Source organism: Geomonas sp. RF6 (assembly GCF_021044625.1).
GTDB lineage: Bacteria > Desulfobacterota > Desulfuromonadia > Geobacterales > Geobacteraceae > RF6.
This window is the reverse complement of sequence record NZ_CP087999.1, coordinates 3,541,831-3,554,886: the sequence shown is the minus strand read 5'-3', so window position 1 is coordinate 3,554,886 and position 13,056 is coordinate 3,541,831. Positions and strand designations below refer to the sequence as shown.

General features: G+C 64.2%; 15 protein-coding genes. 1 reads left to right on the top strand and 14 read right to left on the bottom strand.

Annotated features, from left to right (window positions below; all coding sequences use genetic code 11):
* From fabF to sppA, 8 genes are all read right to left on the bottom strand, one after another.
* Positions 1 to 1,233: a beta-ketoacyl-ACP synthase II gene (fabF, locus tag LPW11_RS15290; RefSeq protein WP_230994741.1), complete on the bottom strand. Its 1,233-nt coding sequence runs from the start codon at positions 1,231 to 1,233 to the stop codon at positions 1 to 3.
* Between the two features lie 78 nt (positions 1,234 to 1,311).
* On the bottom strand, positions 1,312 to 1,545 hold the full coding sequence (gene acpP / locus LPW11_RS15285; RefSeq protein WP_230994740.1) for an acyl carrier protein: 234 nt from the start codon (positions 1,543 to 1,545) through the stop codon (positions 1,312 to 1,314).
* A gap of 128 nt (positions 1,546 to 1,673) precedes the next feature.
* A complete protein-coding gene (gene fabG, locus LPW11_RS15280) occupies positions 1,674 to 2,414 on the bottom strand; it encodes a 3-oxoacyl-ACP reductase FabG (protein ID WP_230994739.1) in 741 nt (246 codons plus the stop codon).
* A gap of 1 nt (position 2,415) precedes the next feature.
* Complete coding sequence (fabD, locus tag LPW11_RS15275) at positions 2,416 to 3,348, bottom strand: ACP S-malonyltransferase (protein WP_230994738.1); 933 nt, start codon at positions 3,346 to 3,348, stop codon at positions 2,416 to 2,418.
* A 122-nt stretch (positions 3,349 to 3,470) separates the two neighbouring features.
* Positions 3,471 to 4,511 (bottom strand): phosphate acyltransferase PlsX, encoded by a 1,041-nt coding sequence (gene plsX, locus LPW11_RS15270; RefSeq protein ID WP_230994737.1) that lies wholly within the window; start codon positions 4,509 to 4,511, stop codon positions 3,471 to 3,473.
* Between the two features lie 22 nt (positions 4,512 to 4,533).
* Positions 4,534 to 4,716 carry a 50S ribosomal protein L32 gene (rpmF, locus tag LPW11_RS15265; RefSeq protein ID WP_012531545.1) on the bottom strand — a complete coding sequence of 61 codons (183 nt, stop codon included), beginning with the start codon at positions 4,714 to 4,716 and terminating at the stop codon, positions 4,534 to 4,536.
* 14 nt (positions 4,717 to 4,730) lie between these two features.
* Positions 4,731 to 5,270: a YceD family protein gene (locus tag LPW11_RS15260; RefSeq protein WP_230994736.1), complete on the bottom strand. Its 540-nt coding sequence runs from the start codon at positions 5,268 to 5,270 to the stop codon at positions 4,731 to 4,733.
* A 58-nt stretch (positions 5,271 to 5,328) separates the two neighbouring features.
* Positions 5,329 to 6,234: a signal peptide peptidase SppA gene (sppA, locus tag LPW11_RS15255; protein ID WP_230994735.1), complete on the bottom strand. Its 906-nt coding sequence runs from the start codon at positions 6,232 to 6,234 to the stop codon at positions 5,329 to 5,331.
* 89 nt (positions 6,235 to 6,323) lie between these two features.
* On the opposite strand from sppA, the gene LPW11_RS15250 reads away from it, so the two are divergent.
* Complete coding sequence (locus LPW11_RS15250) at positions 6,324 to 6,806, top strand: metallophosphoesterase family protein (protein WP_230994734.1); 483 nt, start codon at positions 6,324 to 6,326, stop codon at positions 6,804 to 6,806.
* Here the strand turns inward: LPW11_RS15250 and LPW11_RS15245 are convergent.
* The 6 genes from LPW11_RS15245 to LPW11_RS15220 form a co-directional block, all read right to left on the bottom strand.
* Complete coding sequence (locus LPW11_RS15245; RefSeq protein WP_230994733.1) at positions 6,772 to 7,188, bottom strand: response regulator transcription factor; 417 nt, start codon at positions 7,186 to 7,188, stop codon at positions 6,772 to 6,774. The genes LPW11_RS15250 and LPW11_RS15245 overlap by 35 nt on opposite strands.
* 16 nt (positions 7,189 to 7,204) lie before the next feature.
* The gene (locus LPW11_RS15240) at positions 7,205 to 8,185 is read right to left on the bottom strand and encodes an ABC transporter substrate-binding protein (protein WP_442899790.1); all 981 of its coding nucleotides are present in this window, start codon (positions 8,183 to 8,185) and stop codon (positions 7,205 to 7,207) included.
* Positions 8,179 to 10,299 carry a hypothetical protein gene (locus tag LPW11_RS15235; RefSeq protein WP_230994731.1) on the bottom strand — a complete coding sequence of 707 codons (2,121 nt, stop codon included), beginning with the start codon at positions 10,297 to 10,299 and terminating at the stop codon, positions 8,179 to 8,181. The genes LPW11_RS15240 and LPW11_RS15235 overlap by 7 nt, the downstream gene beginning before the upstream one ends.
* A gap of 18 nt (positions 10,300 to 10,317) precedes the next feature.
* Positions 10,318 to 11,337: a DmsE family decaheme c-type cytochrome gene (locus tag LPW11_RS15230; RefSeq protein WP_230994730.1), complete on the bottom strand. Its 1,020-nt coding sequence runs from the start codon at positions 11,335 to 11,337 to the stop codon at positions 10,318 to 10,320.
* Positions 11,338 to 12,177 carry an ABC transporter ATP-binding protein gene (locus tag LPW11_RS15225; protein ID WP_442899789.1) on the bottom strand — a complete coding sequence of 280 codons (840 nt, stop codon included), beginning with the start codon at positions 12,175 to 12,177 and terminating at the stop codon, positions 11,338 to 11,340. It lies immediately after the preceding gene.
* Between the two features lie 411 nt (positions 12,178 to 12,588).
* Positions 12,589 to 13,002, bottom strand: coding sequence for a CoA-binding protein (locus tag LPW11_RS15220; protein ID WP_230994729.1), 414 nt, complete (start codon positions 13,000 to 13,002; stop codon positions 12,589 to 12,591).
* Positions 13,003 to 13,056 lie beyond the last annotated feature (54 nt).

Sequence of the window (13,056 nt, the reverse complement as noted above, 5' to 3'; positions counted from 1 at the left end):
CTACACCTTCTTGAAAAGGAGTGTTGCGTTCGTGCCGCCGAACCCGAAGGAGTTGCTCATCGCTACCTTCACCTCGGCCTCGCGTGCGGTGTTCGGGACGTAGTCGAGATCGCATTCCGGATCCGGCTCGTCGAGGTTGATCGTCGGGGGTACCACGGAGTTCTGCATCGCCATGAGGGTGAAGATCGCCTCCACCCCGCCGGCCGCACCAAGGAGATGCCCGGTCATCGACTTCGTGGAGGAAACCATCAGCTCATCGGCGTGGGAGCCGAAGACGGAGCGGATCGCCATCGTTTCGCCGACGTCCCCGAAAGGAGTGGAGGTGCCGTGGGCGTTGATGTAGTCCACTTCCTCAGGGTTCACCCCGGCGGTGTTCAGCGCCATCTTCATGCAGCGGGCAGCCCCCTCCCCCCCCGGTGCCGGGGTGGTGAGGTGGTAGGCGTCGCTGGAGAGGCCGTAGCCGACGATCTCGGCGTAGATCTTCGCCCCCCTCTTCTTCGCCGACTCGTACTCCTCGAGGATGACGATGCCAGCCCCCTCGGCGAGTACGAAGCCGTCGCGCCCCTTGTCGAACGGACGGGAAGCAGCAGCAGGATCGTCATTCCTGGTGGAGAGCGCCTTCATGACCGCGAAGCCGCCGATACCCATCTGGGTAACGGTGGACTCGGCGCCCCCGGCGATCATGGCGTCCACGTCGCCGCGGCGGATCATGTGGTAGGCATCGCCGATGGAGTTCGTCCCGGTGGCGCAGGCGGAAACAGAGGAGAGGTTCGGCCCCTTCGTGCCGTAGCGGATGGAAATCTGCCCGGGAGCGAGGTTGATGATCAGCATGGGAATGAAGAAGGGGGAGATCTTCTTGTACCCCCCCTCCGCGACGGCGGTGTGGTACCGCTCCAGCGCGGGGAGGCCGCCGAGTCCGGCGCCAACGAGGACGCCGACCCTCTCGGCGTTCTCCTCGGTGACTGTGAACCCGGAGTCTTCCATGGCGAAGTGTGCAGCACCGAGAGCGTACTGGATGAAGAGATCCATCTTCTTGATCTCTTTCTTGTCCACGAACTCTTCGGCGTTGAAGTCTTTCACTTCCCCGGCGATGCGCACCGGCAGATCGGAGGCATCGAAGCGGGTGATGCCGGCGATCCCCGATTTTCCCGAAGTCAGGGCCTCCCAGTTCTTGCTGTTTCCGGTCCCGAGCGGGGAAACCAGGCCGATCCCCGTCACTACGACTCTTCTCATACGGTAAAGCTCCTTCTCAATCTGACCGCATACCCCATTACATGAAAAAGGGGAAGAAGCTCTCCTCCCCCGGCTCTGCTAGGTGTGATCGGTGATATAGTCGATGGCGTCCTGTACGGACTGGATCTTCTCGGCGTCCTCGTCGGAGATCTCGATCTCGAACTCCTCCTCGAGAGCCATGACCAGTTCCACGGTGTCGAGGGAGTCGGCGCCGAGGTCGTCCATGAAGGAGCTCTCGCCCGTTACCTGCGACTCGTCCACGCCAAGCTGCTCAGCCACTATCTCTTTGATGCGTTTTTCAATTGAAGCCATCTATACACCTCCATGTGTTTTTGGGTATCGTGCAGACGTTCCCGGAGTTAAGTCTGCTTGTTGTCATAGCATGAAAAGATCATTTTGCAAAAGCTATTTTTTTCGCGAAAAGCGCCCTCAAAGAGGGGCTACATGTGCATTCCGCCGTTCACCGAAAGGACCTGACCGGTGACGTACCCTCCCCCCGGACCGACGAGGAAAAGTACCGCCAGCGCGATGTCTTCGGCGGCGCCGAGACGCCCCAGCGGGATCTGCTCCAGGAGGGAAGTCTTCACCTTCTCGGAGAGCTCGTGCGTCATGTCCGTCTCGATGAAGCCGGGGGAAACCGCGTTTACGGTGACGTTGCGGCTGGCAAGTTCCCGCGCGACGCTCTTGGTGAGGCCGATAAGCCCCGCCTTCGAGGCGCAGTAGTTCGCCTGCCCCGGGTTCCCCATCTCCCCCACCACGGAGGAGACGTTCACGATGCGGCCGTAGCGCGCCTTCGTCATCGTCTTGGCAGCGACCTTCGTGCAGTTGAAGGCCCCTTTCAGGTTCACGTCGAGCACCTGGTCCCAGTCCGCCTCCTTCATGCGCAGCAGGAGCCCGTCCTTGGTGATCCCGGCGTTGTTGACGAGGATGTCCACCTTCCCGTACTTCTCCACAGCGGCGGCAAAGAGCGCCTCCACGTCTGCGGCGACGGAAACGTCAACCTTTACGGCGAGGGCGTCGCCCCCCGCCTCGATGATCTCGTCGGCGACGCGCTGGGCACCCTCCGCCGTGGTGGCGGTCGTGACGACGGCAGCGCCGTTTGCCGCCAGAAGCTTCGCTATCGCCTTGCCGATGCCGCGCGATGCGCCGGTCACCACAGCTACCTGTCCCTGAAGACTCATCTCAAGCCACCTCCGCAAGCGTTTTCACGCCTTCCGGGTCCTGCACGTTCACGGCAGGAACCCCTTTGTCAATCCTCTTCACCAGGCCGCACAGGACCTTCCCCGGGCCGATCTCCAGGAAGTTCGTGACGCCGAGGGAGATCATCTCCTTAACGGAAGCGTCCCACAGGACCGGCGCGCAGACCTGCTGCACCAGGAGATCCTTCACGCGGCCGGCGTCGCTGTTTGGCTTCGCCTCCACGTTCGTGACGACCGGGACCGCGATCTCGCCGACGGCTACCCCGGAAAGGGTCTCCTGAAGGCGCTGCGCGGCGCTCTCCATGAGGGGGCAGTGGAAGGGTGCGCTCACCGGCAGGAGCATCGCCTTTCGGAAGCCGCGCTCCTTGGCGATCTCGATGGCGCGGTTCACCGCGCCTGCGTGGCCGGAGACGATGATCTGGCCGGGGGAGTTGAAGTTTGCCGGAGTGACGAGCTCACCTTCGGAGGCATCGGCGCAGATTGCGGCGATCTCGTCCGCCTCGGCCCCGAGGATTGCGGCCATGGCTCCGACACCGACCGGCACCGCGTCCTGCATGAAGCTGCCGCGGGCGCGCACCGTCTTCAAGGCGTCGGAAAGGGACAAGGCGCCTGAGGCGACGAGCGCCGAGTATTCGCCGAGGGAGTGACCCGCCAGGAAGGAGGGGGTAAGGGAGGTCTCTGAGGAGATGACCCGCAGCGCCGCAATGCTCGTGGCGAGAATGGCAGGCTGGGTGTTCGCGGTGAGGCGCAGCTCCTCCTCGGGACCTTCGAAGCAGAGGGTGGAGAGGGAGAAGCCGAGGGCGTCGTCCGCCTCCTCGAAGACCTGCCTCGCCACCGCAAAGGCGCCGGCCAGCTCCCGCCCCATTCCGGCGTACTGCGACCCCTGTCCGGGGAAGATGAAGGCGTACTTTTGCATGAGGAATTCCTTTAGTCAATAGGCGGCCGGGCGCGAAAAGGCGGGGACGGCAGCCTGCATCACAATGCACTTTTTGTCTGAAGGGGGATGAAGAGAGGTGCCGGGCGCGAAAGGAAAGCGCCTCAGGACAGCGCCTTCTCGTCACTTCCCCTGCGATCCCGGGCGAGATCGGGGAAGCTCTCCAGGAGCTTTTCGGCGATCCTGCCATTTACACCCTTCATGGCGTACTCGTGGGCGAAGCGGACCGCGTTCTTTATCGCCTTCGCGTTGGAGCCGCCGTGGCAGATCATCGCCACGCCGTCCACCCCCAGAAGGGGTGCTCCGCCGACCTCGGCGTAGTCGACCGTCTTTCGGAACTCCTTGAAGGCCTTCCGGCACAGGAGGTAGCCGAGCTGGGAGAGGAGGCTCGACTTTATCTCCGCCTTCAGCATCTTCCCGACGGTCTCGGCGAGCCCCTCGGAGAGCTTCAGCACCACGTTTCCGACAAAGCCGTCGCACACGACGACGTCGACGGCCCCGTTGAAGACATCCCGCCCTTCCACGTAGCCGATGTAGTTGATCGGCTTTTCCTTCAGAAGGAGGCTCGTCTCGCGGGTGAGCTCGTTCCCCTTGCTCGCCTCCTCACCGTTGGAGAGAAGACCGACGCGCGGCGACTGGATGCCGAGGACGAAGCGCGAGTACACCTCCCCCATGACGGCGAACTGCACCAGGTGCATCGGCTTGCAGTCGACGTTCCCTCCGACATCGAGGACCAGGGTCTTTCCGGTGAGGGTGGGGAAGAGGTTGGCGATGGCGGGGCGATCGATACCCTTCAGCCTTTTCAGGACGAACATGGCGGCGGCCATGGTGGCACCGGAATTACCTGCGCTCACCACCGCTGCCGCCTCGCCGTTCCTGGCCAGGTCGAAGGCGACCCGTATGGAGGAGTCCTTCTTCTTGCGAACCGCATCGGAGGCCGAATCGTGCATCCCCACGACCTCGCTGGCGTGCTTCACCTCGATGTCGAGACCGCTCACGTTGTGGCGGGAGAGCTCCGCGCGAACCCGCTCGGTGTCCCCCACCAGTGTGACGGGGACCCCGAACTCGCGGGCTGCGGCAACCGCTCCTTCCACCTCGACATGGGGGGCGTTGTCTCCCCCCATCACATCCACAGCAACTCTCATAGTACTCCTGCGGGCCGAGCGACTACAGCTCTTCGGCCTTCAGAACCTGCCTTCCCTTGTAGGTGCCGCAGGAAGGGCAGACGCAGTGGGGGAGCTTGGGAGCCTTGCACTGGGGGCAGGTGGACACCGTCGGGGGGGTGAGGAAGTCGTGGGCCCTTCTCATATTTTTGCGCGATTTGGACGTTTTCTTCTTGGGTACTGCCATGGTGAGGTCTCCTTTTACTTTTCTATCTTGATCTTCTGCAATGCACTCATCTTCAGGTTGATGCCGCCTCTGTTGCAGCCGCACTCGGCGACATTCAGGTCCTGACCGCACTCGGTGCACAGCCCCTTGCACGCCTCGCGGCAGAGCGGCTTGTACGGCACTTCCATCATCACCTGCTCGGCGATCTCGAAATCGAGATCTATCTCGTCCCCCTGGTATGTCGCAGCCACCAGGTCTTCCTCGGAGAGCTCCACCTCTTCGTCGGCGGGGGACTCGTCCCTGGCCTGACTGTAGATGATGGTGAAGCTCGATTCCAGAGGGGTTTCAAATTCGGTAAGGCAGCGCGAGCAGGTAAGGGCGGCGGCTGTCGCCACCTTCCCGGCGACCCTCACGTGGTCGTGCTCCCAAAAGGCGCTCACCTCGACGTGCACCGGGGCGGTAAAGCGGGCCTCTCCGCTCTTCTCCACTTCCGCCAGAGGGGCGTAATGTTCCGCCGGCTCGTCCTCTTCCAGGGTGAGCCGCTTCTTCTTGGTCTCTTCGACGCGTATCTTCACGAGATCCCCCAGCCCCCCTTTTTCAAAGCTCCTCAGTATATAGATGGCGATCTGTTTGTCAAGGTAAATATCCGCTAGTTAGAGAGCTCCCGCCCCCCTCCATGAGGTACTCCACCCCGACTCCCCGGGGGGACGAGAGGGCGAGACGCTCGGCGACCCCCTGCACCAGCAAATCCCAGGAGGGGCGGCGTTTCTGGGGGGCCTTGATGACCCGCGGCTCCCCTTTCATCCCGGCGAGCCGCCCCGCCTCTTCCACCGCCTCCTGAAGCGTCCCGAGCCGGTCCACGAGTTTCAGTGAGAGCGCCTGCTCTCCCGAGAGGATCCTGCCGTCGGCGATGCGGGAGACCTCCTCCACCGGGAGGCGTCTCCCCTGCGCCACCGCCGCCACGAACTGCCGATAGGTCGAGTCTATCACCCCCTGGAGCATCTGGCGCTCCTCGGGGGTCATCTCGTGCAGCGGCGAGCCGGAGTCCTTGAAGCGCCCGCTCTTCAGCGTCAGCCCCTTTACCCCGACCTTCCCCATCAGCCCCTCCACGTTGGTGAACTTCATGAGGACGCCGATACTCCCGGTGATGGTGCCGGGGTTGGCGAATATGAAGGAGGCGGGGGCCGCTATGTAGTACCCGCCGGAAGCGGCGACGCTCCCCATGGAGACCACGACCTTCTTCTTCGCGGCGAGCCGCTTCACCTCGGAGTAGATCTCCTGCGAGGGGCCGACGACGCCGCCGGGGGAGTCGATGCGCAGGACGACCGCGCGCACCCTCTCCTCCTTGCCAAAGGCGTGCAGCTGCCGCACCGTCTCCTGGCCGTCCACGATCATCCCCTTCACCTCCACGAGCCCGACCCCGTCGCCGAAGCTCGGCCCGTCGGAGAAGAAGAGAAGAGAGATCACGATCCCGGCGAAGGCGAGGACGACGAGGCTCCCGAGGAAGATCAAGATCCGGCGCAAAAGCTTCCCTATCATGCGGCCCTCCGATTTTTCTTGTCTTGGTGACGCTGAATGTCCTATAGGAGAAGAAAAAGGACCGGGACGCCCCCGGAAAGAAGGAGAGTATGAAGATCCTGGTATGCTCCGACAGCCATGGCGACTACGCCCGCCTCTTCCGGGCCCACGAGGCGGCCGCGCCCGTCGATCTCACCATTCACCTGGGGGACGGGACAGAGGATGCCCGCCTCCTGGAAGAGGTGATGGAAACCCCGGTCGTGCGGGTTCCCGGAAACTGCGACCACGGTTCCACTCTCCCCGGCGACATCCTCCTGAACCTCGAGGGGGTGCGGGTCTTTGCCACCCACGGAAACCGCTACGGGGTGAAAGGGGGGCTTTCGTGCCTCCTCGCCCGCGGTGCGGAGGTCGGTGCCGGCGTCGTTCTGTACGGCCACACCCACATCCCCTCCATCAGGCGGGAAGGGAGTATCCTCCTTCTGAACCCCGGCCCCCTCGCCGGCCTCGGCAGCTACGCCCTCCTTACCCTCGGAGGTCCCCCCCCGCACGCCGAACTCTTCACCCTCCCCCACCCTGGGACGGGCAGCGCTTGAGGGCGGCGGCCTTTCTCTGCATCGAACTGAGGATCATGTCGAGGCACGCCTGCTGCTTCGCCTCGAACTTGTTCAGAACCGCAAGGCAGCTCCCCATCGGGAAGCGCTCGTGCAGGTACTCCGGATCCCGGGCGGAGAGGATGACGATCCTGTTCTTGTCCATCCCGGAGGAGAGCGCGCTCTCCAGCAGGTCGATCCCCGGCGGGGCCGGGAGCTCCAGGTCCATGAGGAGGAGATCGACCCGCTCCCCCTTCAGGATCTCGCGGGCCTGCAGCGCGTCCCCCGTCGTCTCCACCTGGAGCAGCGGGTAGAGCGCCTTTATATTTTCCGTCAACCCCTCCACGAAGAGGGGGTCGCCGTCGACTATCAGAATTCTCGCCATCGATACCTCAAAACTGTCACTTCAGCACCTTCGTCGCCGCCGAAAGGACCGAGAGGGGGACATGCAGGTCGAGCGCCCTCGCGGTCTTCATGTTCACGATCAGCTCGACCCGCTTCGGCGTGAGTACCGGCAGCGCCGCGGCTTTTCGCCCCCCGAGGATGCGCGCGGCGTACTCCGCTCCGTCCTGCCCCTGCTCCACCGGGTCAATCTCCATGGCGATGAGCGCCCCCTTCGCCGCGGCACCGGGCATCTGGGAGAGCACCGGTATGCGCGTCTCCCCGGCGCGGTGCACGATCTTCTCGAAGCTCCGGCAGCAGGCGGAGCACTCGGAAACATAGATATAGTCTACTCTGGCCGCAAAGAGTGTGGCAAGTGCGGCATCGATCCCCGCCGCGGAGGCGACGTTCACTTCGGTGACGGTGAGGCCGAGCTGAGCCGCGATCCTCCTCGCCTCCCTGAGCTGCACGAGCGACCCCTCCTCACGCGGATTGTACAGCACCCCGAGCCCCTTCCCCCCCTTCAGGTCGAGCGCTGTCTTTATGAGGGTCACCAGCGGGACCCGCGAGCTCACCCCCGCCACGTTCTTCCCGGACCCCGACATGCTGTGCACCACCCCCGTCTCCACCGGGCCGTAGACGTCCACGAAGACGACCGGTATCTCGCTTTGCTCCTTTATGGCGGCAAGGGCCGCGGGAGCCCCGTACGCCACGATCAGGTCCGCGCCGATGGCGTTGAACTTGCGGATGCTGTTCGCCCAGGAGATAGGGTCGGGATTGGGGGTCTGGGTGATCATCTCCAGGTTGCTCTGGTCGTACCCCTTCTGCCCGAGCGACTTCATAAAGGCCTTGTGGGCGTCACGGTACCGGGGGAGGTCGCAGGTCAGGAGCGCCGCCACGAGCTTTCCGCTCGCGCCGGAGCGTGACGCAGGGAGCGCTGCGCACACGACCAGCGCGAGGAGTATGATCCGGATCGCCCTCAGAGTCTCTCTCCTCACCATCTGGCCGAAAGGTAGGCGGCAACGGCGTGGACCGTCCCGTTGTACGTGCTGTAGGGGGGGGTCCCCTCGTGGTAGTCGTTCAGCGAATACTCCAGCGAGCCGGAGAGCCGCTCCGTGAAGCGCTTTTCCGCGCGGGCGGAGAGGGTGCTGATGGTGGTCTCCTGCTCGGTGAGCTCACGGACCCCGGAGGTGTCCGAGGTCGCGGAGAAGGCGACGATCTGCGGGCGGAAGGCTGCGTGGGAGCGGACCTGCTGCAGCATGAGCTGCAGGTCGAGGGTCTCGCTCGCCCCGTACGTCCCGTTCAGGGCGTAGACGTGCGCACGGTTGAAGTAGTTGGCAAAGGCCTCGCTGCCGCTCCCGATCCCGGTGAAGAAGACCCCCTGGTCGACGGAGTTCTCCAGGTAGGAGTAGTGCGCGCTGACGGTCGTTCGCGCCAGCGGCGCCACCCACACCGCCAGGTTCGCGCTGCGGCTCTCGCGGGAGCGGGAGATGGGGGGGGCGGTGCTGTAGCTTATCGGGTCGAAGGGGTAGTTGAGGAGAAAGCGCTGCACCTCGTCGTTGGAGTCACGCCGCTCCCGCACCCCCGCCGTCGCCCCCCAACGGCTGCCGCTGGTGTAGGAGGCGAGGAGTTCCCCTTCGTGGCGCTCGGCAAAGGAGGCCCCGTAGGAGGGGTGGTCGGTCGTGGAGTAGCTGTACCTGGCGTTCAGGCGCGCCCCCCTCTTCGGGCGGTAGATGAAGGAAAGGGTGCCGCGCTGGGTGTTCGAGTGCTCCGGCAGCGCGAAGTAAAGGGCGCTCGGGGTCGGCGCCACCTGCTCCCTGGAGAGGAAGTCGCCACGGTACTCGCCGTTTACCGTCGCCGTGCGGGAGAGGCGGTACGAAAGGAGCGCCGTCACCTGGTCCTTCACCGTGTCCACCCCCGGGCGCAGCGGCTGGCTCGTGGTGAAGAAGGAGTTGGAAAGGGCCGCCGGGCCGTCGTGATCGAGCTCCTGGTGGCGGTACTTCACCGAGAGGGTGAATTCCTTGCACGGGGTGTAGGTGACATCCCCCGCCCCCCCCTGGACGTCCACCGTCGCGTGCTTCACCCCGGCCGTATCGGTGAGGCGCGACAGGTTTTCCCGCCGCTCGAAGGTGTAGGAACCGGTCGCGGCGAGCCCCCCCGCGAGGGAGGTGTGCGCCTTTACCGTGTGGGAGTAGAGCCGGCTGTCCGGGTTTTCGTTATGCTCCTGCACCCCTCCGAAGCGGTCCACCGTCATCCCGTCGGTGCCGGTGCGCGACAGGTAGTCGTGGGTCGGGATCGGCTCGCGGTCCTCGAACTGGCGCACCTTGAAGGCGTAGATCAGGTCGACAGGCCCGAGATGCGAGTCGAGCGACACGCTCCCCTCCTCCGTGCGCTGATCGACCGCGCGCGCTTCCGCAAAGACGTTGTTCTCCGCTCCGCTCGCCAGAGCGCCGCCGGTACCCTCGAAGGAGGTGTCGGCAAAGCGCTGCTGGATCGTCCCCTCCCGGATGAGCCTCCAGTAGCCGAAGTTCGCGTGCAGCGGGAAGTTGTGCAGGCGGTACCGGAACTGCGCGAGGTCCTGGGTGACGCTGATCCCGTACCCCTGCTCCGCATCCTGATTGGCGTGATAGCGGGCGCGGTTTCCGGTCGTGGGGTCGTTGCTGTCGAGGATGAAGTCGGGGGTGAAGAGAAGCTCCCGGTCGAGGTTGTGGTACAGGCTCTCCGTGCGCAGGTGCAGGCGGTAGTCGCCGCGGTAGTCAAGAAGGAGGTCCCCGTTGTAGTCGTTGCGGTTTAAGAAGGCGCCCTCGACCTCGATGTTGCTGTCCGCCTCCAGGCGGCGGTAAAAGAGGGTGCCGGCGGCGGAGGAGTGGAGGTAGCTGTACGGCAGGGCGCGGGAGGGGTTGTCCTCGCGAAAGACGGAGCGGTAGCCGATGGAGCCCCCCTTCTGCTCCAGGGTCTCCACGTGGCGCTCCTCCCCTACCGCGGCGCGCTCGTCCGCCCCTGCCGGTTCCGGAGGGAGCTCTGCCGGCTCCTCCCCCCGCACCGGAGCCGTCGCCAGCGCGAGGAGGAGCAGGCTTCGTACCAGGTGCTCGGCTACACTCCCCCCTCTTCTCATCCCTTTCTCCCTTCGCATTTACTGGCGCAGCGTCCCGCGCCCGGTAAGGGCCGGGGAAGGGGTGTCGCTGCCGTGGATCTGCGAGTGGCAGTCGGTGCACCGGTTGGTGAAGAGCCCCTTTATCCCCCCGGATGTTCCGGGAAGCGCCTGCGCGGAGCCGAGGACGTGCCCGTTGTGGCACTGCAGGCAGAGAAAGGGCATCGCCGCGTTCAGGAGACGGCTGTGCACCGAGCCGTGGGGGGTGTGGCAGTTCAGGCAATTTTCTGCGACGTCGGCGTGCTCGAAGGCGAAGGGGCCCTGCTTCTCCATGTGGCAGCGGGTACACGTCTCCTTCAGACTCGTCCCCTTCAGCATGTAGTCGAGGGTGGAGCCGTGGACCTCGTGGCAGTCGACGCATACCATCTTCTTCTCCCGCAAGGGGTGATGGGAGTAGAGCGCGTTCTCCCCCCGCACCTCCGGGTGGCAGCCGTAGCAAAGCTCCGCCATCTCCTCGCGGCTGACCTTCTGCTGCGGCCCCCGGTGCAGCTTGTGGCAGTCGGAGCAGCTCACGTCGTTAAGGGCATGACCGCTCCCGTTCCAGTGGGCGAGCGCGGGGACCGAGGCGGCGGAGTGGCACTTGAGACAGATGAGGGACTGGGCCTGGGGGGGGAGGTGCATGAGGTCGAGGAAGGTCGAGGTGTCGCACTTCTTCTTCTCGAGGGTGTTTTTCTCCCGGTTGTCGTCCAGATGCGCGATGGCGAGGCTCCCCGGCCCGTGGCACGACTCGCAGTTCACCAGGGGGAGCCCGCTCTCCGGCTTTATCTGCTCCCCGTGCACACTGTGGGAGAAGTCCTCGGTGATCTTGTCGTGGAAGTGGCACTTGGAGACGCAGTTCGAGGTCCCGACGTACTCCGCGTCGAGGCGCCCCACGATCATCCTTTCGTACTCCCGGACCGGGAGAAGCGGTTTGGACTGCTTCAGATCCGCGCAGGAGGCGCACAGGAGCGCGCCGAGGGAAAGGATGATGACGAAGGGATGTGCGCCTCGTTTTACCGACATCTACTCTCCCCTTATACCTTTCGTGGTGGTGTAGATGAAGCCGCGCACGACCGGATTCTGGCTGCGTTTTATCTCGGCCGGGGTGCCGACCTCCACGATGGAGCCCCCGTGCATCATGGCGATGCGGTCCGAGATGTACAGGGCAAAGTTCAGGTCGTGCGTGACGATTACCGTGGTGTTCTTCGTGCTTTCCTTCAGCTTCAGGATGGTGTTCGCCAGCTCGTCGGTCGTTACCGGGTCGAGCTCCGCCGTCGGCTCGTCGTAGAGGATGAGGTCCGGGTTCATGGCGAGGGAGCGGGCGATCGCCACCCTCTTCTTCATACCGCCGGAGAGCTCCGAAGTGCGCAGCCCCTCCGTCCCCACAAGCCCCACCATCTCCAGCTTCTCGCGGATGATCTCGCGAATGCGCTGCTCCTTGCAGATCCTCTTCTCCCTGAGCCAAAGCCCCACGTTTTCCCCCACAGTGAGGGAGTTGAAGAGGGCGGAGGACTGGAAGACCATGCTGTAGCGGTAGTCGCGGGGGGGTGCCTTCTCCTGGGCGAAGATCGGGTTGCCGTCGATGAAGATCTCCCCGTTGTCCGGGGTCTCCAGCTTCACGATGTGCTTCAGAAGGACGCTCTTCCCCGTACCGGAGGGGCCGATGATGCAGAAGGTCTCGCCGGAGCGGATCTCCAGGTTTATGTCCTTCAGCACGTGGGTGGAGCCGAAGTACTTGTTCAGATGGGAGATGCGGATATCGACGCCGCGCGTGTCGTTCAGATCGACCGCGCAGGCGCCGTTATCGGCCTGCAGGATGGAGCTCGCCAGGCCGTGTTTCAGTTTTGCAAACGTCTCGAACACGTATTCGATTCCTTTTCGACGCTAAAGTCCCGCCCCGCGCGGCTCCACGTGCTTTAATTAGAGCCGCGGCGGCGTAACATACTATCAGAGATGAAAGGGGTGTGGCAAGGAAGAATCTGTATATCGGCTAACAAAGGAGAACGGAGGGAAAGGTGGAGAGGAGAGGCCTCTGGGGAAGTGCGAGAGTGCGGATACAGAAGAGCGTCAATGTAGGCCGGGATAAGCCGCGAGGCGTTCCCGGCAGTCCACGACAGACAGGGCGCAGCAGCGAATGCCGGAAACGCTACGCTTATTCCGGCCTACATGCCAGCGCGCCTAAGACTCGCGTTTCCTCACTCAGGTAGGGGCGCCGGAGTTGCCTGCTCTCCGGATAGGGGCGCGCCGGCGGCTTCGCCGGTAGGGCGGATGAACCTACTCCTTCGGCGGGATGCGCAGCCTCGCATGCTCGCGGAGCATGCACAGGTCCATGACTACCGCAAGCCCCGCGGCCTCAGCCTTCGCCGCGGCCTCGGGATTCTTGATGCCGAGTTGCATCCACACGACCTTCGCCCCCTTCGCGATCGCCTCATCCACCACGGGAGGTACGGACTCGCTGCGGCGGAAGATCTGCACGACCTCCACCTCATCGGGAATATCGGTCACACTCCGATAGCAACGCTCGCCGAGGACGGTGTCGCAGGCGGGGTTCACCGGGATGATGCGGTACCCCGCCTTCTGCATGTAGTGGGAAACCTCGAAGCTTGGCCTGGAGGGATCGGGGGAGAGACCGACTACGGCGATGGTGCGGTAGTCGGTGAGGATCTTCCTGATGTCCGGTTCCTGCATACGCCACCCCTTCTGTGATCATCGATCGCCAAGAGATTTGCGGGAGAACCGGGT